Consider the following 25,519-nt stretch of genomic DNA (forward strand, 5'->3'; position numbering starts at 1 on the left):
CTGGAGTGAACCATGAAACCCTCTTCCCTGGCCCTCTGGCTGGCGGCAACCCTGATCTCATCGCCGCTGCTGGCGGCCGATCTGCAGTTTGTCGATGAACAACCCTTGACCACGACGCCGAAGCGCTGGCTCGAGCAGCGCCTCGGTGTGCTCCTCGCCCCCGATTACGACAGGGCCAGCCTGCTCGGCCACCATTACAGCTTTCGCCAGCTGGTGAACGGCCTGCCGGTGGCCGCCACCCAGGCCGCCGTCAGTGTCGACGGGGACGGCCGCCCCTGGCGCCTCTATCACAACCTGCGCCCCTTGCAGAGCACAGCGCCCGGCTGCGATGCCAGCGGCACCCTGGATCCCCTGCTCGCCACCCTGCGCACCGACGACAACCAGATAGAGACGCTGGGGCCGGTCGAAGCCTGGTACTGGCGAGACGGCGATACCCTGGTGCCTGCCCTGCGCCAGCGGGTGCGCGAGCACAAGGCAGGCAATGCCAAGGCCAGCCAGGTGCAGCTGTTTGCCCGTTGCGACGGGGAGCAGGAGCTTGGCCGTCTCGGGGATCAGGCAACTACCCACCCTCTGCATGTCGCCGATGCAGGCGATATGAAGGTTCAGGCACGGGTGTTCGACCCCGATCCCCGCACCCGCCTGCAGGACGCCAGCCTGGTCTGGCACGATGAGCTGGTGCTGGCACAGGCCGCCTACCAGGATCCGGTTCCCCTGCCGGTGAGCCTGCAAGCCGGGCAGTATCGCCTGAGCGGCCCCCATGCCAGGGTGGTGGATGTCATGGCCCCCGAATCGGCCCCCTACAGCAGCAGTGACGTGCAGGGTTTTCGCCTGACCCGGGACGATCGCGGCTTTGCGGACATCAACGCCTACTACCATCTGGATCTCGCCCAGCGCCACCTCAAGGCGCTCGGCTTCACCGAGCTCATCCCCGGGGCGCTCGACATCGACACGGACGCGGGCTATCAGGACAACTCCCTCTACGATCCGTTCGAACGCAGGCTGGAGCTGGGTCGCAGCGGCGTGCCCGATGCCGAGGATCCCATGGTCATCTGGCACGAGTTCGGCCACGGGGTACAGCACCACATCCTGCCGGATCTCGGGGAAGAGGGTGACTGGGGAGCCATCGGCGAGGGCTTTGGCGACTACCTGGCCGCCAGTCAACGCCAGCGCAGCGAAGCCGGTCGCCAATTCGAACCCGCCATGGTGTTCAACTGGGATGCCCGCTTCACCGACCGCACCCCGCGCCAGCTCGACGATCTGCGCGCCCGCTACCATCCGGACTACCGCTACCCGGCCCACCGCACCATCAACGGCAGCAACGGGGATCAGCTCTGGGGCACCCCGCTGTTCCAGGCCCTGCTGACGGCGGTGGCCGAGCACGGTGAGGCGGCCAGGGACGAGTTTGATCGCGTCATCATCGAATCCCACTTCGGCCTGGGGCCGGCCATTCGCATGCCGCAACTGGCCCGGATCACCGTGGATACTGCAGCCCGTCTCTACCCGACGCGAGCCTATGCCCGTCTGCTGGAGCAGGCATTTCGCCAGCACGGGCTGCTGCAAGCTCCCGTCAATATTGCCCTCGCCGAGGGGAGCGCCATCCCGCTGGGGCAGCGCCAGTCGGTGCAGCTGACCCTCAGCAACCCGGGCAAAGGGGAAGTGACCCTCAATGAGCTGGCCCTCACCCTGCCAACCGGGTTGCAGGCCGATCCTGACAGCTGGCAACCAGCAACCCTGGCCGCCGGTGCCAGCATGACCACCACCCTGCGCCTGCTGGCCCAGAGCCCGCTCGCCTGCGGCGACGAGGCGAGCCTCTCGGTGAATCTCGCCATGAGCGGTACCAGCCCCACCGAGCGCCAGTGGCAGCAATCCCTGACCCTACCCATCGGCACCCCCGTCATCAGCCGGGCCAGTGGTCGGTCACAGCGACTGAACGATGCCCAGAGCGAGGAGGTGCGCGGCTTGAGCGAAACCAGCCTGCTGCTGGAGAAGAGCGATGCCCGTGTGAGCGACAGGCTGCAACTGAGCCTGGATCTGCAGCACGAGGCGCTGGATGAGCTGGAGATCTGGCTCAGCTCCCCCGCCGGCACCCGGGTCCAGATCTGGGACAAGGGTTACAGCCCCCTGCCGAGCCTGAAAGGGGTCTTCCCCACCGAGTTGCAGTCCCTGCAACCCTTCAGCGCCTTCGAAGGAGAACCCCTGGCCGGTCGCTGGACCCTGGAGGTGGTGGACAGCAAACCGGGCAATCAGGGTTTCCTGAACGGGTGGAGCATCAGTCAGCGTACCGGCGCCCAGTGCGGCAACACCGTGCCCGTGCCGGATGACGGCATCATCCGCTTCGATACCTCGGACAGCAGTGGCGGGGGAGCCTTCCCCCTGCTCTGGCTGCTGCCGCTGGCCCTGTGGCGCCGTCTGCGTCGCCTCTGACTCTCCCTATATAAAGAAGAGAGGGGCCAAGGCCCCTCCAAGGACACACCATGACCATGAGAATGACCCCGATCGTCTGCCTGCTGGCCCCCCTGCTCAGCGCCTGTGGCGGCGGTTCGGACGAGGCTCCCCTGACCGCGCCGGACTACCGCCTGACGGTCAGCCTGCCCGCTGCGGGCACCCTGTGCATCAACCTGAACCAGAACGACGGCTGCGAAGCCAATGAGCCCGCCGTCAGCGGCGAGGCCGGTGCCCACTCCCTGACCCGGCGCCACCCTGATCTGCTCACCACTCCTCTGCTGTTCATTCCGGCGGATCCCGCCGCCCTGCCCCTGGCCCACCCGGCGGCGCGCCAGGACAACCAGCACCTCACCCCCAGCCCCCTCAGCACCCTGCTGCAGACGCGTATCTCGGACGGGCTGCCACCGGCTCAGGCCCTGACGGACGTGCTGCTCGCCCTGGCCCCCCTTCACCCCGGCCCAGATCTGGCGGCACTGGCGCAGCTGGGCGACTTCAACCGCGCCCTCGCCGAGCTGGCCCTCGCCGCCTTCGATGACGAGGCCACCCTGCCCACCTTGGCCGCCAGCGAACGCCGCCTGCAGATCTGGCAGGGGCTGGTCACCCTGCTGCCCGAGCTCGCCCGGCACTTTGCCGCCAGCCCCGAGCTACTGAGCCAGCAGGCCAGACTCGCCGCCGTGCTGATGCAGCAGCAACCTAGGGCGTTGGTGACCGCCAGCGGCGTCACCACCTACACGGACGGGGTGGATTACCTGCTGACCCAGGAGCCTGCGGATCACCCGGGCCAGGAGGCGAGCCTGGGCCAGGCGCCCCTGCGCTATCGCAAGCTGGACGGCAAGGGGCAACCCCTGGCGGACAATGCCGACGAGTGGGAGTGCGTGGAGGATCTCAATACCGGCCTCGTCTGGGAGAAGAAGCTCGATGATCCGGACAGTCCGCGGGATCTGCACAAAGTCTTCGCCTGGGAGTTTGGCAACTATCACCCCAGTCAGGCGGAGCTGGATTATGCCTGCCCCGAGGGGGAAGCTATCTGCTCCACCGAGCAGTATCGCCAATGGCTAAATGGACAACGACTCTGCGGCATAGGGCACTGGCGCCTGCCCACGGCCCAGGAGCTAGGCAGCCTGCAACACTACGGCTCCCTCGCCCGCCAGGATGGCCAGCTCGTCACCCTGGATGTGCGCTACTTCCCCGACGTCGGTCCCTCGAGCGGCGACTTCGATGGCAGCTACTGGACCCAGACCCTGACCCCATCCCGGCGCCTCGAGAGCGTCCCCATCGCCGTCATCAGCCCTCAGTTCCTGGGGGAGGATGCGGGCACCGATTACCCCTATGGCGTCCAGAACGAAAATGAAATCAATGCCATACAACTGCGCCTTGTGGCCGAGGTAACCCGATGAACAAGTATCTTCTGACCCTGCTGCTCACCCTGTGCAGCCCCCTGGCACTGGCCATCGCCATCTGCGACGACGCCCTGCCCCGTACCAGCCCCACCGCCCGTTTCCAGGATCACGGCAACGGCACCGTCACCGACAGGGGCACCGGTCTGACCTGGATGCGCTGCCAGCTCGGCCAGACCTGGCGCAACCAGAGCTGCGAGGGGGAACCCACCCGCCTCTACTGGCAACAGGCACTGCAGACGGCGGAACGGATCCGCACCGAACCGAGCCATGCCCTGTATGGCTTTGGTGGTCATCACGACTGGCGCCTGCCCACCATCAAGGAGCTCGCCAGCATTCTGGAGTCCGCCTGTTACAAACCGGCATTGAACGAAACCATCTTCCCCCGCGCCATGGCCGGGGATGGCAAGGAGGTGAACGACGGCTATGTCTATCTCTGGTCCTCCACCCCGGTGCCGGCCCTTCAGGGCGTCGCCTACCTGGACATCACCAGCGGCTCCGTCGCCCAGCGCGCCCCCCGCGCCTGGGCGAAACAGGTCCTGCTGGTGAGGTGACAGCCTGGACATGGGGGCCACCCGGCCCCCTGTTTGACACGATGCAAGAAGCGCCAGGGTGACCCTGACCGTCAAAAAAGCATCAAATTGCGTCATGTGATGCCTGTTCAGGGCGGTTTTGCACGCCGCAGCGCTGGCATGAAACCGGCAGAGCGGTTAGTCTAGCGGCGTTGAACCAATCCCAAGAGGTACAGATGAAAACCGTGTTGCGTTTTAGCCTGCTGGGCGCCTTGTTATTGGGTGGCCATGCCTTCGCCGCCGAACCGAAAAAATTTGATATCAGCATGTTCCCCGCCGCCGAAGTGAACCAGGAACGTGTCGTGATCCGTCTGCCGGAAGTCGAGAACGAAGCCGACATGATGGTCGAGCTGCAAGTCGGCAAGAAGATGCTGGTCGACTGCAACCTGCCCCGCTTCGCGGGCAATCTGGAACAGCACAGCGTCAAGGGCTGGGGTTACAACTACCTGACCCTGGGCCAGGTCACCGGCCCCGTCAGCACCCTGATGGCCTGCCCAGACGGCCAGAAGAAGGAGAGTTTCGTCCAGATCTACGGTCAGGGCTTCTTCGTGAACTACAACTCCAAGCTGCCCTTCGTCATCTATGTGCCCCAGGAGTACGAGGTGCGCTATCGTCTGTGGCGTGCCGACAACCTGGCACAGCCAGCCATGATTGAGTGAGTGCCGCGCACTCGGGTTCAGCTCAGTCATGATGATAAAAAGGCGCCATACGGCGCCTTATTTTTAGCTTCCGAGCCCGTTCTTGAGCGGTTTTTCCTGTACAAAATCTGACATAACTCCACTATTTTTCAGGCTTTTTTGTGCAGCGCACCGCAAAATGCCCCCTCGGGATGCGACAAACCCTGTTCGATAAAAGATATTTATTAACATAGTAAGAAAATTGATTTTGCACTCTGCGACGGCCTGATGATACTTGCCCGCAAAGGTCAAACTAACCAGAACAAGAGCACTATGAGCTTCGAATCAGACAAGCGTTTCAACGACTTCAAACATTTTCCCCGTGGCCTGCGTCGCAGTGGCGAATTCACCGTGGCAGAAGCGGACAGTCTGGAAAAATATGGCACCGTGATGCTGGCGCTCTATCAGGGCAACCTGGCCCCGCGCGATGACGTAGAAAGTGCCTTTATCGAACAGGTCAAATCCGGCGCAGCCGGCAACAACCCCCACGCCAAGGTGTGGTTCAAATACCTGAAGGTGATTGGTCCCAAGCGCGTGCACCGTCTGTGCACCGTCGCAGGCGGCGCCAATGAAGATGCGGGTGGCAGCTTTGAAGGCGGCGGTGGCGGCAGCGACGAGTCCCTCGATTAATGGATACCGAGCTGCTTCGGACCTTCATCGAGGTCAGCAAGACCCGGCACTTTGGCCGGGCGGCTGAAAATCTCTACCTGACCCAGTCGGCGGTGAGCTTCCGGATCCGCCAGCTCGAGCAGCAACTCGGGGTCAGCCTGTTTGCCCGTCATCGCAACAACATCCGCCTGACTGCCTCCGGTGAGCGTCTGCTGCCCTACGCAGACGCCATTCTGCATACTTTGGGGCGCGCCAAGCAGGACGTGGCCCTCTCACCCGGTTTCAGCCAGCAGCTTGCCATCGGTGCCCCCGCCGTCTTCTGGGAGCTCGACTTCAACGACTGGCTGAACCATGTCTATGCCCTGGCCCCCGGCCTCGCGGTGCGCCTCGAAACGGCCTCCCGCGAGCACCTCTGTCGCCAGTTGCTGGAGCGCTCCCTCGATCTGGCCCTGCTCTCCGAGCCGACCAAGATCGACGAGATTGCCCTGCACCCCATCGGCGAGCTGGTGTTCGAACTGGTAAGCCGGGAGCCGGCCGCAAACGCCGACAGCCTGATGCAGATGCCCCACATTCATCTCGACTGGGGCACCAGCTTCGAACCGCCATCGAGCCGGTTGCAAAGCCTGCAGAAGACCCCAGTTCTGCATTCGAGCTCCGCCAGCATGGCCCTGCAATTCGTGCTGGCCAACGGCGGCGCCGCCTACCTGCCAAGGCGCATGGTGAGCCCCTTCCTGGAGCAGGGGCAGCTTCATCTGGTGGAAGGGGGCCAATCCCTGAGCCGCCCGCTCTACCTCGCCTATCTGGAGAAATCCGACCGCCGGGAGCTGATCGATCAGCTGCTGACCCTGCCGCTGGGCTGGCATGACGCCGACTTGCGTCAACCGCCTGCCGAATGAAACAGGGCGATTTCACGCCCAGACCTGTGTTTTCATCTGCCGTGGTTATCGGTGCAGCACAAACAACATGAAAAAGGGGCCATCAGGCCCCTTTTGTATGGATATCTTTGTGCATCAGCCGTGATGACGACGATCGTTGGCCTGGGCCAGCAGGGTGCGGCTCTCGCGCAGGAACTCCTCCGCCCGCTCGCCGAAGAAGCCGGAGACCTGGCTGAAGGCCTCGATGAAGCCCTCCCTGTCTCCCCGCTCCAGCAGGCCCAGCGCCTCGCCGAAGTTCTGGTAGTAGCGGCGGATCATCGCGAGGTTCTGGGGCGACGACAGTATGATGTCGGCGTAGAGATGGGGATCCTGGGCAAACAGCCGTCCCACCATGGCCAGCTCCAGCCGGTAGATGGGAGAGCTCAAGGCAAGCAGGCGGTCGATGTTGGCCTGCTCCCGGGAGAGATGCCAGCCGTAGGCGAAGGTAGCAAAGTGGCGCAGCGCCTGAATGAAGGTCATCGCCTCGTCGTGGGCCCTGGCCTCCACCTGCTGCAAACGCGCCCCCCAGATGGTCATCTGCTCCAGCAGCCACTGGCTGGCGGCGGGCTCGCGCCCCTGACAGCAGACAATCACCTGCTTGGCGAGGCTCGCCACGTCCGGCCCGAACATGGGGTGCAGCCCCAGCACCGGCCCCTGGTGTACCGCCAGCATATGGGCAAGCGGTTCACTCTTGACGCTGGTCACGTCCACCAGCAGGCAGTCCGCCGGCAGGTTGCCGAGCCGGTCGATCACCTGGCAGGTGACGTCGATGGGCACCGCCACCATCACCAGCCCGGCGCCGTGCAGGATCTCGTCGGCGCGTGGCCAATCGGCATGACCCAGGGTTTCGACCCGGTAGCCCGAGAGGCTGAACAGGTTGCCGAACAGGCGCCCAAGCTGCCCTTGGCCACCGATGATCACCACCTTGCCGAGCTCAGGCTTCATGCACTTGAAGTGGTGCTCCTTGTCGCTGGCGGACTCCAGAATATAGGACTCGCGCATCACCCGGCGCAGCACGTCCTCGATAAGGTCCCCCGGCACCCCCAGTACCTCGGCCTCGGCGCGTCGGCGGGCCAGCATGCTCGCCTCCCGATCCGGTGCATAGATGGGCAGGCCGTGCCGGCTCTTCACTTCCCCCACTTCCCCCACCAGGGCGAGACGGGCAGCCAGCAGATCAATCAGCTGCTTGTCCACCGCATCTATCTTGTCCCTGAGGGCATTCAACTCTTCCGCCATGTCCAGTCCCTGCTGGCGCCGCCCGCAGCGACGCCCTGTCATTCAAGAGGCAACAAGGTATCACTGCGTGGGCAGTGATACCTCGATGGTTCAATCAGTTACAACAAGATACCACGGCTTATGCCGATGTTCTGGCCAAAAGTGGTGCCGCCAGCTGGCTGTGGCAGCGGGCCAGCAGCGCATCCGTGGTCTCCCAGTCGATGCAGGCATCGGTGATGGAGACGCCGTAGCGCATCTCGCACTTGGGCTGCTCGCTGGACTGGTTGCCTTCGAACAGGTTGGATTCGAGCATCACCCCGATGATGGAGCGGTTGCCCTCCTGGATCTGGTGAATGACGTTGTCGGCCACCTTGGGCTGCAGCCGGTGATCCTTGCTGGAGTTGCCGTGGCTGCAATCCACCACCAGACCGGGCAGCAGGCCCGCCTTCTCCAGCGCCTCTTCCGCCAGCGATACATTGACCGAGTCGTAGTTCGGGTGCTTGCCGCCGCGCAGGATCACGTGACCATCCGGGTTGCCCTGGGTCTGCAGCAGCGCGACCTGGCCCTGCTGGTTGATCCCCATGAAGGCGTGGGGGCTGGAGGCGGCCTGCAGTGCATTGATGGCGGTGCCCAGGTTGCCGTCGGTGCCGTTCTTGAAGCCGACCGGCATGGAGAGGCCGGAGGCCATCTCCCTGTGGGTCTGGGATTCGGTGGTGCGGGCACCGATGGCCGACCAGGAGAAGAGCTCCGCCAGGTATTGCGGGCTGATGGGGTCGAGCGCCTCGGTGGCCAGCGGCAACTCCAGCTCGGCCAGCCAGCAGAGCAGCTCGCGGGCGCGGTGCAGACCCAGCTCCACGTCGAAGGTGCCGTCCAGGTTCGGATCGTTGATAAAGCCCTTCCAGCCGACCGTGGTGCGCGGCTTCTCAAAGTAGACCCGCATGACAATGTAGAGAGAGTCCTGATAGGCGTCATGCAGCGCTTTGAGTCTGGTTGCGTACTCTTTGGCGGCGTCCATGTCGTGGATGGAGCAGGGACCACAGATCACCAGCAAGCGGTGATCGCGACGGTGGATGATGTCGGCGATGGTATTGCGGGCCCCTTGCACGAATGCCAGCGCGCGATCGGAGATGGGCAGTTTCTCCTTGAGCTGGGCAGGCGTGATCATCACTTGTTCGGACTGGATATGGATGTTGTTCAGGGGATCTCTTTGCATTTTCTCATTCTCTCTACTGTTTCAAGCCAAGGGTGCTGATCGTTCATTTATGTTTACACAAGTCAGCACTTTGTTACGCAACCGCCACCACCTTACCAAGGAAAAACAAACAATCAAGTGAAACTAGCGTCTTCGCACGCTGATAGATGGATAAATGACCAAGAATGCAGAGTGAAACAACTCAAAAGTAGCGACTCGCGAGGCCAAATCAGCCCCGAATCGTAAACATTAGATTACACCAACCCATTTCAATATCATCTCTCTGCCCCCTCTCATGACCCCTTATCCGGCCCCTCATCCCGGCGATAATGCCGGGCATAAAAAAGCGGGGCACCTGGCCCCGCTTGCATTCCCGTGTTGCTCTTCTTTTTATTATTTGCCGTGGGCCTTGATAGCCTCGACCGCCTTGTCGGGGAAGTCGCTGAATACCCCGTCCACATCGGCCTGGTAGAGGAAGATGTTGAGCAGGTCGGTGAAGTCTTTCGCATAGGCCGGGATCTGCCCCTCATCCTGACGGAAGGTATAAGGATGCACCTTGAGACCGGCCGCGTGGGCCTCTTTCACCATGCCGGTGAAGACCGGCTTGCCGGGAGTGCCCGGCTCGTTCACCACCATGGGTTTCCAGGGACCGATTCCCTCGGCATAGGTGGCGATGGTCTTCATGGCCCCCGGCTTGAACATCCAGTCGTAGTCATAGGGGGTTGCCTTGCCCTTGGCGTCATAGACCATGGTCTCGTTCCAGTCGGTCTCGGCCATCAGCTGCACCAGCTTGAGATCCATGCCCATGGCGGGCATCAGCTCGCCGTTGATGCGCTTGAGTTCGTTGGCATCGAAGCACTGCAGATAGACCTTGTCGCTCTTGCTGGTGTAGCCGTACTCCTTGAGCACGTTCAGCACCGCCCTGGAGATGTCCTTGCCCTCGTGGCGGAACAGCCAGGGAGCCTTGATCTCCGGGTAGATACCGATGTGCTTGCCGGTGCTCTTGTTGAGCCCCTGGATCATCTCGATCTCTTCCTGGAAGGTGTGGATCCTGAAGCTCGACTTCCACAGCGGGAAGCGCGCCGGATAGACCGGCACCTGCTTGCCGTCCACCAGCTGGAACGGCTCGGTCATGCGCAGGGAGCGCACCTCGTCCAGGGTGAAATCCACCACATAGTAGCGTCCGTCCGGGCGGGCCCGGCCGGGGAAGCGCTCGGCCACGTCCGTGATGCCATCAAGGAAGTGATCGTGCATCACCACCAGCTGGTCATCCTTGGTCATCACCAGGTCCTGCTCCAGATAGTCGGCGCCCATGCCATAGGCCAGGGCCTTGGATTCCAGGGTGTGTTCCGGCAGGTAACCGGAGGCACCACGGTGGGCGATCACGATTTTGCCTTCGTCGGCCGCCAGTGCGGGCAGCGCCAGGGCAGCCCCGAGGCCAAGGGCTATCAGGGTACGGTGAGGTTGCTTCATCAAGAGGTCTCGTTGTTATGGTGTCTAAGATGCAGGTAATTGTTATAGCAGGGGTTTATTGCAGTTTGACGGCGGGCGGCAAAGGCCGCCCGCCATGGGTCATCAGCAGGCTTCGGGCAGGGCGTGGTGGTGTTCGAGCAGCCAGGCACCGAGCTGCTGCTGTTCGGATTCCGACAGGCGCAGCCCCAGCTTGCTGCGGCGCCACAGAATGTCTTCCAGGCTGCAGGCCCACTCCCGCTCGATAAGGTAACGCACTTCGGATTCATACAGGCCGGCACCAAAGTGCTGGCCGCGCTCCTCCTTCAGCCAGAGCCGGGCATGGCTGCCGTAGGCTTCGGCGATGCGCAGGGCGCTGCGATCGTCGAGCCAGTCGAATTCCAGCGCAAAGGCACGCGCCAGTTCACGCACCGAGCAGTCGAACTCGCCACCGGGCAGCCGGCAGGAGGCGGTCCAGTCCTCTCCCATCTGGCTGAACCAGGGCTTGAGCTTGTTGCAGGCGGCCTGGGCCAGCTTGCGGTAGGTGGTGAGCTTGCCGCCAAACACCGACAAGAGCGGCGCGCCGTCGGATTCACCACTGAGCTCGAGCGTGTAGTCCCGGGTCACCGCCTGGGGTGAATCGGACTCGTCGTCACACAGGGGGCGCACCCCGGCATAGGTCCACACCACGTCTGCCGGGCTTATCTGCCTGGTGAAGTGGGCGTTGACCACCTTGCACAGGTAGTTGATCTCGGCATCGCTGATCTTGGCTTCCCGCGGGCTGCCCTTGTGCTCCACGTCCGTGGTGCCGATGAGGGAATAGTCCTGCTGGTAGGGGATAACGAAGACGATGCGGTTGTCCTCGTTTTGCAGGATGTAAGCCTCTTCGCGCTCATGGATGCGCGGCACTATCATGTGGCTCCCCTTGATGAGGCGAATGCCGCGGGGGGATTTCTCGCTCAGGCTCTCGTCATAGAAGGTCTTGACCCAGGGGCCCGCCGCATTGACCAGACCACGGCAGCTGACGGTGAATTGCTCGCCCCCTTCCCGCTCCAGCGTCAGGGTCCAGTGCTTGGATCCGCGCACCGCCTTGACGCAGCGGGTACGGGTCTGCACATCGGCGCCCTTGTCCCGCGCCAGCATGGCATTGAGCACCACCAGCCGGGCGTCGTCGACCCAGGCGTCCGAGTATTCAAAGCCCTTGTTGATGCCGCTCTTGAGACCGTCCTGCGGCAGGAAGCGCAGGCCGCAGCTCCCCTTGAGCTTGTCCCGCTTGGCCAGGTTGTCATAAAGGAAGAGACCGGCTCGGATCATCCAGGCCGGACGCAGGTGCGGGCGATGAGGCAGACGAAAACGCATGGGACGGGCGATGTGGGGAGCCATGCCGAGCAGGACCTCCCGCTCCGCCAGCGCCTCTTTCACCAGCCGGAATTCGTAATGTTCGAGGTAACGCAGGCCGCCGTGGATCAGCTTGCTGGAGTTGGACGAGGTGGCAGAGGCGAGATCGCTCGCCTCGAACAGCGCCACCTTCAGCCCCCGCCCCGCCGCATCTGCCGCGATGCCGACCCCGTTGATGCCGCCGCCGACGACGACCAGATCATAATGTTCGCTCATGTTCACCTACTTTCTTATTTTGTGTTTGCCATGACAGCAATGTTTGATTTCGCTCATATTAGAACATGAAAAACCAATAAACGAACATTTCGTGAGAGAAATGTGATCGCGATTGTTTTCACAATGCTAAAAATGCTGCCAGTCGGTGACGGCCTGGCAAGGCTAAGGTCTGCCGGAAACAGCCATTTCGGGCAGGGAGGAGAACAAAGAGTCCCGGATGGGGGCGCCCATGGGGCAAGGTGATGAACGCGATGGCGTGAATCCCTCGCAGGCGCCTAGCATCGGTGCAAACCGGGTGCCCGAGTGCGGGGGCAACATCAGGGGGTCAAAGAAGGAGTATCAGCGCCAGGAACTGGCCGCTTAGGCGCCGCAAGGGAGACGCCGCAGGACGGGAGGGGGCAGGAAAAAAAGCGGCCGCCCCGAGGCGGCCTGATGCCTGTGCAGGGAAGCTCAGCAGATATGGCAGGCGATCTGATGCTGGGACATCAGTCGCATCAGCTTCTCCGGCGGCTCCTGATCCGTGAACAGGGCGTGGATCTGGTTGAGGTTGCCGAGGTTGACCATGGCGTTGCGGCCAAACTTGGTGTGGTCGGCGGCCAGGAACACCTGGCGGGAGTGGGCGATGATGGCCTGGGCGATTTTCACCTCGTGATAGTCGAAATCGAGCAGGGAACCGTCGCTGTCGATGCCCGAGATGCCGATGACGCCGTAGTCCATGCGAAACTGGCCGATGAAGTCGCGGGTCGCCTCCCCGACAATGCCGCCATCCCGGTTGCGAATTTCGCCGCCGGCGATGATGACGGTGAAGTCATCCTTGGCGGTCAGGATGCTGGCGACGTTCAGGTTGTTGGTGACCACGCGCAGCTCCCGGTGGTCGAGCAGGGCCCGGGCGATGGCCTCGGTGGTGGTGCCGATGTCGATAAAGAGCGACGAGCCGTCGGGGATGTTGGCGGCCACTTCCCGGGCGATGCGCTCCTTCTCCTTGAGCTGCATCACCTTGCGGGCACTGTAGGCGGTGTTGACGGTACTCGAATGCAGTGAGGCCCCGCCGTGATGGCGCCGGATCTTGTTCTGTTCGGCGAGATCGTTGAGATCCCGGCGAATGGTCTGGGGGCTGACGTCAAAATGGGTCACCAGATCGTCGGTCGAGACGAAACCCTGCCGGGTCAGGACGTCCAGGATCTCCAGATGTCGTTGGGTTTGCTTCACGCTTGCACTCCGCAGATGAGACGAAAAAAGGCCCCGGCAGGTGCGGGGCCTTTGGCAGTGTACCTGATCCCTTTTCCAATCGATAAGGGCAGGATCACGTTTTATGCCTTATGGGCAGCCGCCTTGGCGGCAATCGACTCGTTCTCGTGCTTGAGGGTCATGGCCAGCAGGATGATGGAGAGCACGCAGGAGACGGTGAGCACCATGAAGCCGCCGTCCCAGCCGAAGTGGTCAACGGTGTAGCCCAGCATGGCGTTGGCCGCGACCGCGCCACCCAGATAACCGAACAGGCCGGTGAAGCCCGCCGCGGTACCGGCCGCCTTCTTGGGCGCCAGCTCCAGAGCGTAGAGGCCGATCAGCATGACGGGGCCATAGATGAGGAAGCCGATGGCGACCAGGGCCATCATGTCGATGGTCGGGTTGCCCGCCGGGTTGAACCAGTAGACCAGCACGGAAAGGGTCACCAGCACCATGAACAGGATGCCTGCCGGGGCACGGCGGCCCTTGAACATCTTGTCGGAGATCCAGCCGCACAGCAGGGTGCCCGGGATCCCCGCCCACTCATAGAGGAAGTAGGCCCAGGAGGAGTGATCCACGCTGAAGTCCTTGGCCTCTTTCAGATAGGTGGGCGCCCAGTCCAACACGCCGTAACGGATGAGGTAGACGAAGGCGTTGGCGATGGCGATGTACCAGAGCAGCTTGTTGTGCAGCACGTACTTCATGAAGATCTCCTTGGCGGAGAACTCCTGCTCGTGGCTTTCGTTGTAATCCTTCGGGTAGTCGTTCTTGTACTCCTCGATGGGGGGCAGACCGACCGATTGCGGGGTATCGCGCATCACGAAGAAGGCGATCACCGCGATGGCCGCCGCCGCCGCCGCAGGCACATAGAAGGCGCTGCGCCAGTCGTTGAACCAGCCCATGCCGAGGATGAACAGGGGGCCTATCATGCCGCCGCCCACGTTGTGGGCCACGTTCCAGACCGAGACGATCTCACCCCGCTCCTTCTGTGACCACCAGTGCACCATGGTACGGCCGCAGGGAGGCCAGCCCATGCCCTGTGCCCAGCCGTTCAGGAACAGGAGCACGAACATGATGCCAATGCTGGAGGTAGCCCAGTGCATGGTCCCCATCATGAACATGATGCCTGCCGAGAGCAGCAGACCGGCGGAGAGGAAATAGCGCGCGTTGGATCTGTCCGACACGTTCCCCATCAGGAATTTGGAGAGACCGTAGGCGATGGAGACGCCGGAGAGGGCCAGACCCAGATCCCCGCGGGAGAAGCCCTGCTCGATGAGGTAGGGCATCGCCAGACTGAAGTTTTTCCGTACCAGGTAGTAACCCGCATACCCGAAGAAGATCCCGAAGAACACCTGCCAACGCATGCGTTTGTAGAAGGGATCCACCTTGTCGGCCGGCAGCCGGGCGATATGGGGTGCAGGCCTGAAGAGACTAAGCATGTTCTGCTTCCTTTTATTGTTGTTCTGGGCGGTTGAGGACGCCCCGCTCATGCCGGCGATCAGACGCGTCTTGATTCGCAAGCGAGCCTATTGTGCTCATTTGTGAACATTCAATCTGTGATGAGTGCTAAAATATTGCAGTTTTATTACAAAAATTGTGACGCAGTGAGTGAACGCGCATCCAGGGTCAGCCCACGCATGGCGTGGCTTTTGGCTACTCACTAAGGAGTAATATTGCCGACAACTGTTGCTTTTCGTCACATTTTCTTAGCAATGAATGGGATCTTGCCCACATTTCCGGTGGCGGGGGTATGGTGAATTGACGCAGAAGGTTTATTTTCTCTCTCGTCCAAGAACGAGCGCAAACGAGCATAACGTTTGCGCAAGCTCAAAAAACAAGAAGAAACGTTTTCGGGCGCAATGAATGGGAATGAAAGATAACAAAACGGAACATCAAACCTACTGTGGGTGGATATAAGGAATAACAACTATGAGCATACAAAGACCCAATACCCTGCTTGGCGAGTGCCTCGCCGAGTTTATCGGCACCGGCCTGCTGATCTTCTTCGGCGTCGGCTGCGTGGCCGCCCTGGTGCTGGCTGGCGCCAACTTCGGGCAATGGGAAATCTCCATTACCTGGGGCCTGGGTGTCGCCATCGCCATCTATGTCACCGGTGGCATCTCCGGTGCCCACCTCAACCCTGCCGTAACCCTGGCGCTGATGACCTTCTGCGGCTTTGACAAGCGCAAGGTGGTGCCCTTCATCATCGCCCAGATAGCCGGGGCCTTCGCCTCCGCCGCCCTGGTCTACGCCCTCTACAGCAACCTGTTCACCCAGTGGGAGCTGACCCACAACGTGGTGCGCGGCAGCGTCGAGAGCCTCGGCACTGCGGGCATCTTCTCCACCTACCCCAATGCCCTGCTCTCCAACATGCAGGCTTTCGCGGTCGAGATGGTGATCACCGCCGTCCTGATGCTGGGCATCATGGCACTGGGTGACAACAACAACGGCGCCCCCAAAGGCTTCGCCGCCGCCCTGCTCATCGGTATCCTGATCGCGGTGATCGGCGCCTCACTCGGCCCCTTGACCGGCTTTGCCATGAACCCGGCCCGTGATTTCGGCCCCAAACTGTTCGCCTTCGTGGCTGGCTGGGGTGACGTGGCTCTGACCGGTGGTCGTGACAACCCCTACTTCTGGGTCCCCATCCTTGGCCCCATCGTCGGCGCCCAGATCGGTACCGCCCTGTATGTGAAAGTGCTGGCTCCCTGCGTCCCGGGCAACCGCGTCGCCACCGAAGAAGCCGCCAAGCTGTCCAATAAAGAAGAGGCCGCCGCCTGAGAGCGGTCCCCCCAACGTGGAAAATAAGAACGTGGAGAACATCATGTCTGCTGAAAAGAAATATGTCGTCGCGCTGGATCAAGGAACCACCTCCTCCCGTGCCATCGTCTTCGATCAGGATGCCAATATAGTCGCGACCTCCCAGCGCGAATTCACCCAGCACTACCCCAAGGCGGGCTGGGTTGAGCACGACCCCATGGAGATCTGGGCGACCCAGTCCTCCGTCTTCACCGAGGTGCTGGCCAAGAGCGGCCTGCACAGCGAGCAGATCGCCGCCATCGGCATCACCAACCAGCGTGAAACCACCGTCGTCTGGGAAAAGGCCACCGGCAAGCCCATCTACAACGCCATCGTCTGGCAGTGTCGCCGTACCGCCGCCATCTGTGAAGAACTGAAAGCGCGCGGCCTGGAAGAGTACGTGCGTGAAAACACCGGTCTGGTGCTGGACGCCTACTTCTCCGGCACCAAGGTGAAGTGGATCCTGGATAACGTGGAAGGGGCCCGCGAGAAGGCAATGAACGGCGAGCTGCTGTTCGGCACCATCGACACCTGGCTGGTGTGGAAGATGACCAACGGCGAGGTGCACGTCACCGACCCGACCAACGCCTCGCGCACCATGCTCTACAACATCCGCGACCTGAAGTGGGATGAGCGCATGCTGGACGAGCTGGGCATCCCCGCCTCCATGCTGCCGCAAGTCAAACCCTCCTCCGAGGTCTATGGCTACACCACCCGTGGCGGCGGCGCCCGCATCCCCATCGCCGGTATCGCCGGTGACCAGCAGTCCGCCCTGTTCGGCCAGCTTTGCTTCGAAAAAGGGATGGCCAAGAACACCTACGGTACCGGCTGCTTCATGCTGATGAACACCGGCACCGAGCCGGTTCGCTCCAGCAACGGCCTGCTGACCACGGTCGCCATCGGCCCGAAAGGGGAAGTGAACTACGCACTGGAAGGGGCGGTCTTCATGGGCGGCGCCACCATCCAGTGGCTGCGCGATGAGCTCAAGATCATCCACGATGCCCGCGATACCGACTACTTCGCGAGCAAGGTAGGCGACACCAACGGCGTCTACCTGGTACCGGCCTTCGTGGGCCTGGGCGCCCCCTACTGGGATCCGTATGCTCGCGGCACCATGGTCGGCCTGACCCGTGGCGCCAACCGCAACCACATCATCCGTGCGGCGCTCGAATCCATCGCCTACCAGAGCCGCGACGTACTGGATGCCATGCAGCAGGACTCCGGCATCAAGCTGGCAGCCCTGAAGGTGGACGGCGGCGCCGTGGCCAACGACTTCCTGATGCAGTTCCAGGCCGACATGATGCACACCCCTGTGGTGCGTCCGACCCGCATCGAGACCACCGCCATGGGCGCCGCCTTCCTGGCCGGCCTCGCCGTGGGCTTCTGGAAGAGCTCCGAAGAGCTGGAAGACAAGTTCAGCGTAGACCGCGAGTTCATTCCGCAGATGGACCGCGACGATCGCGCCAAGCGCTACAGCGGCTGGAAGAAGGCGGTGGAACGCTCACGCCGCTGGGCCGAAGAGGAGTGATGGGGTAACCGACGCATCCTTGAGATGAAAAAAGCAAAGAGGCCGACAGCGATGTCGGCCTCTTTTTATTGGCGCTCGCAAGACCCTCGGCCCCCTCCCCTTGAGGAGTGGGAAAAGATGGCCCCTCCCTCTCGTGGAGGGGAAGGGCGGGAGGGGATTGGCCCTGTCGGAACACACCTAGAGCGCGTGGTTGCCGAGCTGCTCTTTCAGGAAATCGAGCCAGACCCGCAGCCGGATGTCCCGCTGGGCATCGGAGTAGAAGACCGCATGGATGGGGCGCGAGGCGCCGCTGTTGCTGCGGGCCAGCACCTCCACCAGCGCCCCGCTCGCCCTGTCATCCCCCGTCATGAAGTCCGACAGGCAGACGATCCCCTGCCCCGCCAGCGCCAGCTGACGCAAGGTTTCCCCGCTGCTGGCCCGCAGGGTCGGGGTGATGGCGAACCTGTCCCCCTGCTCCTCGCTCAATAGGGGCCAATGATTGAGGTGATCGGGGTGCAAAAAACCGAGCAGCTCGTGGCCAGCCAGCAAGTCAGCCGGCTGGCGCGGGGTACCGCGTGCCTTCAGATAGTCGGGGGAGGCCAGCAGCCGCAGCCTGGAGCGGCCCAGCGGCAGGGCCCGCAGGGAGGAGTCCGTCAGCTCGCCGATGCGAATGGCCATGTCCACCCGCCGCTCCATCAGGTTGATGAAGCCCTCGGAGCTGTGCAGTTGCAGCTCGATGGCGGGGTAGCGGCGGCGAAACTCGCCGATGATGGGCACCAATCTATGCAGGATGAAGGGGGTGGCGGCGTCCACCCGCAATATGCCCTCCGGCTGCTCCCGGCGCATCAGCAGCAACCCTTCCGCCTCGCTCATCTCGGTCAGGATCTTCACCGCCCGCTGATAGAACCAGCTCCCCTCCTCGGTCAGGCTGACCCGCCTCGTGGTGCGGTTGAGGAGCACGGTGGCGAGCTTCTCTTCGAGGCGCTTGATGCCGCGGCTCACCACGGAATTATCCATGCCGAGATTCTCCGCCGCCTGGCGAAAGCTGCCCGCCTCCACCACCGCCACAAACAGGGTCAATTCATCGGAATGGGTCTTCATTGTTGTCATCCTGGCAAGAGTAATGGGTCTTTATAGGTGCAATGGCCGGGAGTTGGCAAGGACGGCAGGATACCAAATTTTTTATTTCCACAGATAAATAACGTGATAACCAGCTCAAACCGCCGCCACACTTTGCCGATACAATGCCGCCAAGAAGGCATCGTATGGCACCAATCCATCACAAGGACGAACATCATGAACTTCGCAGAGCGGTTGGCGGCAGCCCACCAGGAGCTTGAAAGCAAAGGCGTGTGGCACGCCAACTACAATCCCCCCTTGCTCAGACTGCTGCGCAGGCTGGGCCTGCGGCTAAGACCGCCCCACTATGAACGTTTTATGGTCAACCTGCTTGCCTTTGGTCTGCCAACAGGTGCCATCTGGGGGGTGTTGATGTGGTACCTCGGCTGGCAGGATGAGGTGAGCCCGGCATTCGCCCTGCGCCAGAGCCTGCTGTTCGGCATAGGGGTTGGTCTGCTGATGGCGACCTGGCTCTGGTGTCGGCGCAAGCAGCTCAAGCTGACCCCCTGGGACGCCTTGCCCCACTCCACGAGCCGCACGCAAAAGCGCTGGCAACCGAAATAACCACCGATATCGACAAGGAAACCCTTATGACCAGGGCCCATGAAAAACTGAACTATGTGGAGTTTGCGGCCAGGGATCTTGCCGCCACCAAGGCCTTCTTTCAGGCCGTCTTTGGCTGGCAGTTTGCCGACTACGGCCCCGACTACTGCGCCTTCGAGGGAGAAGGGCTGGATGGCGGCTTCTACCGCGCAGAACTGTGCAGCCAGAGTGCTCAGGGCGGGGCGCTCCTGGTGTTCTACAGCGCCGATATCGAGGCGACCCAGAGCAAGGTAGCCGGCGCAGGGGGCATCATAGTGCGCCCCCTGTTCGATTTTCCCGGTGGCCGCCGCTTTCACTTTGTCGAGCCCAGCGGCAATGAATTTGCGGTCTGGTCCGAACCGGCCAGCGCCTGATAATACTCCGCCCTCCCCTGGCCCACCTGCACCACGACCAGCCATGGGGAGGCCACATTGCTGCACTCACCTCAATAGTGTTTTGCGACTGCTGCCCTGTATCCCCCAGTCTGGGGCGGGCATACTGACTCCCGTCTTAACGAGGAGGTTCAGATGCCATCCCCCCTGATTGTGATTGCCCAGCTTGACGCCAAACCCGAATTCGCCGCCCAGTTTCGCGCCGCCCTCGAGCCGCTGATCGCCGCTACCCTGCAAGAGCCGGGGTGCCTTCGCTACCAGTTGCACCAGAGCCTGGAGAGCCTCCACAGCTGGATGCTGTACGAGGAGTGGGAGAGTGAAGCCGCCCTGCTCGCCCACCAGCAGCAGCCCCACTACATCGCCTTTGCCAGCCTCGCCTCCCCCTGGTTTGCCAACCGGGTCGTGAGCCGCTACCGGCGCGCCTGACTGCCTCCGCCCTCGGCGCAGGCAAAGCCCATCATTTGAGCGTAGAAACACTAACCTGAGGAATTTGATGATGAAGATGCCCAACCTGGGTCTTGGAACCTTCCGCCTGAAAGATCAGCCCCTTCGCGACTCCCTGCTCCAGGGGCTGGAACTTGGCTACCGCCATATCGATACCGCCCAGATCTATGACAACGAGGCCGAAGTGGGCCAGCTGATGAGCGAAAGCGGCGTGCCCCGCCAGGATATCTACCTGACCACCAAGGTGTGGACCAGCGAGTTCGGTCCGGGCAAGGTGATCCCGAGCCTGGAAGTGAGCCTGGAAAAACTCGGCACCGACTATCTGGATCTGGCGCTCATTCACTGGCCCTCCCCCCAGGATGAGGTGACGATGGCGGTCTATCTGGAGCAGCTCGCCGAGGCCAAAGCCCGGGGCCTGACCCGGGAGATCGGGGTCTCCAACTTCACCGTGGCCCAGCTTAAACAGGCCATCGAGATTTTGGGGCCGGGCGCCATCGCCCACCAGCAGGTGGAGATCCACCCGCTGCTGCAAAACCGCAAGGTGGTCGAATTCTGCCAGGCCCACGGCATCGCCATCACCGCCTATATGCCACTCGCCTATGGCAAGGTGCTCGCCGAGCCGCTGCTGATGGAGATCGGCCAGCGCCACGGCGTCTCGGCAGCCCAGGTGTCGCTAGCCTGGCTGCTGGCCCAGGGCATGACGGTGATCCCGAGCTCTACCAAGCGGGAGAATCTGGCCGCCAACCTGGCTGCGCTGAAGGTACGGCTCAGCAGCGATGAGATGGCCGCCATCGCCACCCTGGATCGGGGTGAGCGCTGCGCCAACCCAGACTTTGCGCCGGATTGGGATTGATCCCCCTCATCCCCAGCCCTTCTCCCGCAAGGGGAGAAGGGAGCAAATAAGGCTCAATAACATTCTTCAGCACCAGCGGGAGGCACAATGCCTCCCGCTTTTTTTGTCCCCAATACCGCGCGTCACTGCCACCCGCGCCGCTGGCCCCCTCCCCTGCAACCTTCCGCTGCCCTTCCCTCTTTATTCCCAGTTCGGTCTGTACGCTTTGCCTCTGCATTCAACTCGCGCTGTACGGCCCACTCTTGTCTCTGCAACCTCAGCCACTCCTTCTGCCATGGCTCCATTGCTGCTGATTTGGCAAAAGTAATTTGACGTTGCCGTCATTTTTACCAACAAACACCCTCGGCATACTGGCGCCATTCTCCCGTCGGGAGTCCCAATCCAAGGAGTTGTTATGCCACTGGCGTTATTTGCCCTCACTTTAAGTGCCTTTGCCATAGGCACCACCGAATTCGTGATCGTGGGGCTCATCCCCACCATCGCCGAGCAGCTCAATGTCTCGCTCCCCTCGGCGGGCCTCCTGGTCAGCCTCTATGCCCTTGGGGTGGCCATCGGCGCCCCCGTGCTCACGGCACTCACCGGCAAGCTGCCGCGCAAGTGGCTGCTGGTGGGGCTGATGGCCCTCTTCACCGTCGGCAACCTGCTGGCCTGGCAGGCCCCCGGGTACGAGAGCCTGATTGTCGCCCGCATCCTCACCGGGCTGGCCCACGGGGTCTTCTTCTCGGTGGGCAGCACCATCGCCACGGGTCTCGTGGCCAAAGAGAAGGCGGCCAGCGCCATCGCCATCATGTTCAGCGGCCTCACGGTCGCCCTGGTGACCGGCGTCCCGCTTGGCACCTGGATTGGTCAGGTCTTTGGCTGGCGCGAAACCTTCCTGGTGGTGAGCCTGCTCGGCCTCGTCGCCATGGTGGGCAGCCTGCTGCTGGTACCGGGGAACCTGCCGAAGGGGGCCGCCTCCAGCGTTCGCGAGCAGCTCTCGGTGCTTACCAGGAAACCCTTGCTGCTGGTCTACGCCAAGACGGCGCTCGGTTACGGCGGTGCCTTCACGGCGTTTACCTTCCTCGCCCCCATCCTGCAACAGGTGAGCGGCTTTAGCGCCGGCGCGGTCAGCCTCATTCTGCTGGTGTACGGGGTATCGGTCGCCGTCGGCAATATCTGGGGCGGCAAGCTCGCCGACCGGATGGGCCCGCTGCCTGCCCTCAAGCTGCTGTTTGCAGGTCTCGCCGTGGTGCTGCTGGTGCTCACCTTCACCGCACCGCACCCGGTGCTGGCGGTACTGACCGTGCTGGTGTGGGGCGCCTTCGCCTTTGGCAACGTGCCGGGTCTGCAGGTACTGGTGGTGAAACAGGCCGAGCGCCACACCCCCAATGCCGTGGATGTGGCCTCCGGCCTCAACATCGCCGCCTTCAACGTCGGCATTGCGCTGGGCTCCGTGGTCGGCGGTTTCGTGGTGGAGCACCTCGGCCTGATGCACACCCCCTGGATTGGCGCCCTCATCGTGCTGCTGGCCTACGGCCTCACCCATGTCAGCGAAGCGGGCGAGCGCCGCGCCGCCCTTGCCTGACCCCCGGGCAAGCAAAAGGCCGACACCCTGTGTCGGCCTTTTTTTCATGGGCAAGATGCGAGGCTCAGGGCTCCTTGAGATCCTCATCGGCAGCCCAGCGCGCCTCCAGCCAGAGCAGGTTGACCAGCCCGCAGAGCAAGGCGAACCCCAGCCCCAGCAACCAGGTGAAATACCACATATCGCGTTGATCCTTGTGTTGAAGCGGATTAGTAGAGGCTGTGGCCGTGCTGGCGCACCTGCTCGGCGCTGACCCTGCCGCGCACCACCCGGTATACCCAGAGGGTGTAGCCGATGTTGACCGGCATCAGTACCCCGACGATCCCCAGCATGATAAGCAGGGTGCGCTCGCTGGAGGTGCTGTCCCACAGGGTCAGGCTGCTGGCCGGATCCAGGGACGAGGGCAGCACGAAGGGGAAGAGCGCGATGGCCACGGTCAGCATCATGGCGGCGCAGGCACCGCCGCTGGCAACGAGCGCCAGCCCGGACTTGCCGAGGCGGCTTGCCAGCGCGCACACCAGGGGCAGCAGGAGCCCGAGCACAGGCACGGCCCAGAGCACCGGATGGGCGACAAAGTTGCCAAGCCAGCCCGCCGGCACCGCCACCACCTCTTTCATCATCGGAGTGAGGGCGCCGTTGAGATCGCCGATAGCCGTGATGCGATACCCCGCCATCTCCCCAAGCCAGACGCCGCCAAGGGCAAAGAGGGCGCTCGCCAGGGGGCCGAGCCAGAGGGCGAGGCGGGCGCTGCGCGCCGCTATGGCTCCCTGGGTCTTGCACTGCAGGAAGCTGGCACCGTGCAGCAAGAGCAGCGCCAGCGCCGTCCCCATGGCGGTCAACAGCAGCGGCCAGTGGAACGCAAAGGCGCCATAGTGGATGCGAAGGGCCGCATCGAAGCGAAACGGCAGTCCTTGCAGCACCAGGCCAAGGGTGGCACCAAACACCAGGGTCGGCAGCAGACCGCCCACCACCAGGGCGCGATCCCACCAGCGGCGCCAGACCGGGTCCGGCAGCTTGCTGCGATAGTCAAAGCCCACCGGGCGCAAAAAGAGACCGAACAGCAGGAACATGAAGGGCACGTAAAGCGCCGAGAAGGCGGCGGCATAGACCAGGGGCCAGGCGGCAAACAGGGTGCCGGCACCGGCGATGAGCCACACCTGGTTGCCCTCCCACACCGGCCCTACGCTGTTGAGCAGCACCCGCCGCTCGTCATCCGTCTTGCCGACCACGGGCAGCAGCATGCCGACCCCGAGATCGAAGCCATCCATCACCACGAAGCCGACCAGCAGGAAGAGCACCAGCCCCCACCAGATCACTTTCAGGGTTTCGTAATCCATCAGGCAGGACTCCCGTTTTGCAACACTTCACCTTGATAACGACCCGTCTGCAGGCTGGCAGGCCCTTTGCGGATCACATGACGCAACAAGAACAACTCCACCACCAGCAGGCTGCTGTAGATGAGGAAGATGGCGATGAGGCTGAACCAGAGCTGCCCCGGTTGCAGCAGGGAGACGGAGGCCGACACCGGCAGCACGTCGCTGATGGTCCAGGGCTGGCGACCGAACTCCGCCACGAACCAGCCCGCCTCGATGGCAATCCAGGGCAGAGGAATAGACCAGAGCAGGGCCCTGAGCAGCCGCGGGGATTGCACCAGCCTGCCCCGGCACAGCTGCAGGAAGGCGGCGGCAAAGAGCGCCAGCAGCGCCACGCCGATGCCCACCATCAGGCGAAAGCTCCAGAACAGCGGCGCCACCTGAGGGATGGAGTCATCCACCGCCTTGGCGATGGCCCCCTCGTCCGCCTTGCCAATCTCCTTGGCATAGGGGGTGAGCAAGAGGCCGTAGCCCAGATCGCTGCGGTGGCGCTCGAAGGTGGCGCGGGCCGCCTGGTTGCTGCCATCTGCCCGCATCGCTTCGAGCGCCTCGTGGGCCAGCATGCCGCTGCGAATGCGCGCCTCGTGCTGCGCTTTCAGATCTTTGAGGCCCGTCACCTGCTCATCCAGGGAGCGGGTGGCGATGATGCCCATCAGATAGGGTATCTTGATGGCCGCGTGGGTGGTCTCGGCACGCTGATCCGGCAGGCCGAACAGGGTGAAAGAAGCCGGGGCGGGCTCCGTCTCCCACTCCGCCTCGATGGCGGCGAGCTTGACCTTCTGCACCTCCCCCGAGCGATAGCCCGACTCGTCCCCGAGCACGATGACAGAGAGGATGGCCGCGAGGCCAAAACCCGAGGCGATGGCAAAGGATCGCAGGGCGAAGCGCACCTCCATGCCGCGCAGCAGATACCAGCTGCTCACCCCCATCACGAACAGGGAGGCCGCCACATAGCCCGCCGCCACCGTATGGACGAACTTGACCTGGGCCACCGGGTTGAAGATGACCGCGGCCACATCCACCAGCTCCATGCGCATGGTCATGGGGTTGAACTCAGCGCCGACCGGGTTTTGCATCCAGCCGTTGGCGATGAGGATCCAGAGGGCGGAGAGGTTGGAGCCGAGCGCCACCAGCATGGTCACCAGCAGGTGCTGACCGCGGGAGAGCTTGTCCCAGCCGAAGAAGAAGAGGCCCACCAATGTGGATTCGAGGAAGAAGGCCATCAGCCCCTCCACCGCCAGCGGCGTGCCGAAGATATCGCCGACATAGTGGGAGTAATAGGCCCAGTTGGTCCCGAACTGGAACTCCAGGGTGATCCCGGTGGTCACCCCCATGACGAAGTTGATGCCAAACAGCTTGCCCCAGAAACGGGTGATGTCCTTGTAAATCACCTTGCCGGTCATCACGTAGGCCGACTCGGCGATCACCAGGATCCAGGACAGCCCCAGGGTGAGGGGCACAAACAGAAAGTGGAACATCGCCGTCGCCCCGAACTGTATTCGGGAGAGGCTGACCACATCATCCAGGCTTATCATGCATGACTCTCTATGTTGCATTTAACGGACAGGTTTTCGCCCGCCA

At 62.8% G+C, this 25,519-nt stretch carries 23 protein-coding genes; 13 read left to right on the plus strand and 10 right to left on the minus strand.

Translation table 11 applies throughout. From position 1 onward, the window contains the following. Positions 1–12 precede the first annotated feature (12 nt). The 6 genes from ACNPAA_RS09085 to hdfR all read left to right on the plus strand — a co-directional run bounded on the left by ACNPAA_RS09085 (position 13) and on the right by hdfR (position 6,596). Complete coding sequence (locus ACNPAA_RS09085; protein WP_102948246.1) at positions 13–2,424, plus strand: proprotein convertase P-domain-containing protein; 2,412 nt, start codon at positions 13–15, stop codon at positions 2,422–2,424. Between the two features lie 50 nt (positions 2,425–2,474). Next, on the plus strand, positions 2,475–3,842 hold the full coding sequence (locus ACNPAA_RS09090) for a DUF1566 domain-containing protein (RefSeq protein WP_103858821.1): 1,368 nt from the start codon (positions 2,475–2,477) through the stop codon (positions 3,840–3,842). Further along, on the plus strand, positions 3,839–4,396 hold the full coding sequence (locus ACNPAA_RS09095; protein WP_043155288.1) for a DUF1566 domain-containing protein: 558 nt from the start codon (positions 3,839–3,841) through the stop codon (positions 4,394–4,396). Before ACNPAA_RS09090 ends, ACNPAA_RS09095 begins: the two co-directional genes overlap by 4 nt. 194 nt (positions 4,397–4,590) lie before the next feature. Then, positions 4,591–5,073 carry a serine protease inhibitor ecotin gene (gene eco / locus ACNPAA_RS09100; RefSeq protein WP_010674240.1) on the plus strand — a complete coding sequence of 161 codons (483 nt, stop codon included), beginning with the start codon at positions 4,591–4,593 and terminating at the stop codon, positions 5,071–5,073. Positions 5,074–5,364: 291 nt separating this feature from the next. After that, on the plus strand, positions 5,365–5,721 hold the full coding sequence (locus ACNPAA_RS09105; protein WP_010674239.1) for a DUF413 domain-containing protein: 357 nt from the start codon (positions 5,365–5,367) through the stop codon (positions 5,719–5,721). Continuing rightward, complete coding sequence (gene hdfR / locus ACNPAA_RS09110; RefSeq protein WP_039038620.1) at positions 5,721–6,596, plus strand: HTH-type transcriptional regulator HdfR; 876 nt, start codon at positions 5,721–5,723, stop codon at positions 6,594–6,596. Before ACNPAA_RS09105 ends, hdfR begins: the two co-directional genes overlap by 1 nt. Before the next feature lie 114 nt (positions 6,597–6,710). On the opposite strand, the gene tyrA is transcribed toward hdfR, so the two are convergent. The 6 genes from tyrA to glpT all read right to left on the minus strand — a co-directional run bounded on the left by tyrA (position 6,711) and on the right by glpT (position 14,750). Further along, a complete protein-coding gene (gene tyrA, locus ACNPAA_RS09115; RefSeq protein WP_183148687.1) occupies positions 6,711–7,850 on the minus strand; it encodes a bifunctional chorismate mutase/prephenate dehydrogenase in 1,140 nt (379 codons plus the stop codon). 118 nt (positions 7,851–7,968) lie between these two features. Further along, entirely contained in the window at positions 7,969–9,042 is a 1,074-nt protein-coding gene (locus ACNPAA_RS09120) for a 3-deoxy-7-phosphoheptulonate synthase (protein ID WP_010674236.1), read from the minus strand. A 372-nt stretch (positions 9,043–9,414) separates the two neighbouring features. Next, the gene (gene glpQ, locus ACNPAA_RS09125) at positions 9,415–10,494 is read right to left on the minus strand and encodes a glycerophosphodiester phosphodiesterase (protein WP_417891701.1); all 1,080 of its coding nucleotides are present in this window, start codon (positions 10,492–10,494) and stop codon (positions 9,415–9,417) included. Between the two features lie 102 nt (positions 10,495–10,596). Continuing rightward, a complete protein-coding gene (gene glpD, locus ACNPAA_RS09130) occupies positions 10,597–12,084 on the minus strand; it encodes a glycerol-3-phosphate dehydrogenase (RefSeq protein WP_244812282.1) in 1,488 nt (495 codons plus the stop codon). A gap of 450 nt (positions 12,085–12,534) precedes the next feature. After that, on the minus strand, positions 12,535–13,293 hold the full coding sequence (locus tag ACNPAA_RS09135) for a DeoR/GlpR family transcriptional regulator (protein ID WP_010674233.1): 759 nt from the start codon (positions 13,291–13,293) through the stop codon (positions 12,535–12,537). Positions 13,294–13,394: 101 nt separating this feature from the next. Next, positions 13,395–14,750, minus strand: coding sequence for a glycerol-3-phosphate transporter (glpT, locus tag ACNPAA_RS09140; RefSeq protein ID WP_417891702.1), 1,356 nt, complete (start codon positions 14,748–14,750; stop codon positions 13,395–13,397). A 490-nt stretch (positions 14,751–15,240) separates the two neighbouring features. On the opposite strand from glpT, the gene ACNPAA_RS09145 reads away from it, so the two are divergent. Both ACNPAA_RS09145 and glpK read left to right on the plus strand, forming a co-directional pair. Beyond that, positions 15,241–16,089 carry an MIP/aquaporin family protein gene (locus tag ACNPAA_RS09145; RefSeq protein ID WP_039038615.1) on the plus strand — a complete coding sequence of 283 codons (849 nt, stop codon included), beginning with the start codon at positions 15,241–15,243 and terminating at the stop codon, positions 16,087–16,089. A 43-nt stretch (positions 16,090–16,132) separates the two neighbouring features. Further along, a complete protein-coding gene (gene glpK / locus ACNPAA_RS09150; protein WP_201956426.1) occupies positions 16,133–17,635 on the plus strand; it encodes a glycerol kinase GlpK in 1,503 nt (500 codons plus the stop codon). A gap of 177 nt (positions 17,636–17,812) precedes the next feature. Here glpK and ACNPAA_RS09155 read toward each other — a convergent pair whose 3' ends face one another. After that, positions 17,813–18,715 carry a LysR family transcriptional regulator gene (locus ACNPAA_RS09155; RefSeq protein WP_069652739.1) on the minus strand — a complete coding sequence of 301 codons (903 nt, stop codon included), beginning with the start codon at positions 18,713–18,715 and terminating at the stop codon, positions 17,813–17,815. A 195-nt stretch (positions 18,716–18,910) separates the two neighbouring features. On the opposite strand from ACNPAA_RS09155, the gene ACNPAA_RS09160 reads away from it, so the two are divergent. The 5 genes from ACNPAA_RS09160 to ACNPAA_RS09180 all read left to right on the plus strand — a co-directional run bounded on the left by ACNPAA_RS09160 (position 18,911) and on the right by ACNPAA_RS09180 (position 22,568). Continuing rightward, on the plus strand, positions 18,911–19,297 hold the full coding sequence (locus ACNPAA_RS09160; protein WP_043155268.1) for a DUF6404 family protein: 387 nt from the start codon (positions 18,911–18,913) through the stop codon (positions 19,295–19,297). Between the two features lie 26 nt (positions 19,298–19,323). Next, the gene (locus tag ACNPAA_RS09165; RefSeq protein WP_043155266.1) at positions 19,324–19,689 is read left to right on the plus strand and encodes a VOC family protein; all 366 of its coding nucleotides are present in this window, start codon (positions 19,324–19,326) and stop codon (positions 19,687–19,689) included. A gap of 153 nt (positions 19,690–19,842) precedes the next feature. Then, positions 19,843–20,133 carry a putative quinol monooxygenase gene (locus ACNPAA_RS09170; RefSeq protein ID WP_417891703.1) on the plus strand — a complete coding sequence of 97 codons (291 nt, stop codon included), beginning with the start codon at positions 19,843–19,845 and terminating at the stop codon, positions 20,131–20,133. Positions 20,134–20,200: 67 nt separating this feature from the next. Beyond that, a complete protein-coding gene (dkgB, locus tag ACNPAA_RS09175; protein ID WP_043155262.1) occupies positions 20,201–21,004 on the plus strand; it encodes a 2,5-didehydrogluconate reductase DkgB in 804 nt (267 codons plus the stop codon). Positions 21,005–21,398: 394 nt separating this feature from the next. Beyond that, on the plus strand, positions 21,399–22,568 hold the full coding sequence (locus ACNPAA_RS09180; protein ID WP_010674208.1) for an MFS transporter: 1,170 nt from the start codon (positions 21,399–21,401) through the stop codon (positions 22,566–22,568). A 64-nt stretch (positions 22,569–22,632) separates the two neighbouring features. On the opposite strand, the gene ACNPAA_RS09185 is transcribed toward ACNPAA_RS09180, so the two are convergent. The 3 genes from ACNPAA_RS09185 to ACNPAA_RS09195 are packed head-to-tail and all read right to left on the minus strand — an operon-like array spanning position 22,633 to position 25,473. Continuing rightward, positions 22,633–22,746, minus strand: coding sequence for a CydX/CbdX family cytochrome bd oxidase small subunit (locus tag ACNPAA_RS09185; RefSeq protein WP_010674207.1), 114 nt, complete (start codon positions 22,744–22,746; stop codon positions 22,633–22,635). 28 nt (positions 22,747–22,774) lie between these two features. Beyond that, positions 22,775–23,902, minus strand: coding sequence for a cytochrome d ubiquinol oxidase subunit II (gene cydB, locus ACNPAA_RS09190; protein WP_319895240.1), 1,128 nt, complete (start codon positions 23,900–23,902; stop codon positions 22,775–22,777). Beyond that, entirely contained in the window at positions 23,902–25,473 is a 1,572-nt protein-coding gene (locus ACNPAA_RS09195) for a cytochrome ubiquinol oxidase subunit I (protein ID WP_128297048.1), read from the minus strand. Before ACNPAA_RS09195 ends, cydB begins: the two co-directional genes overlap by 1 nt. Positions 25,474–25,519: the final 46 nt, after the last annotated feature.

Origin of the sequence: Aeromonas sp. PS2Canimalfood6 (assembly GCF_048276795.1) — a bacterium.
GTDB lineage: Bacteria > Pseudomonadota > Gammaproteobacteria > Enterobacterales > Aeromonadaceae > Aeromonas > Aeromonas caviae.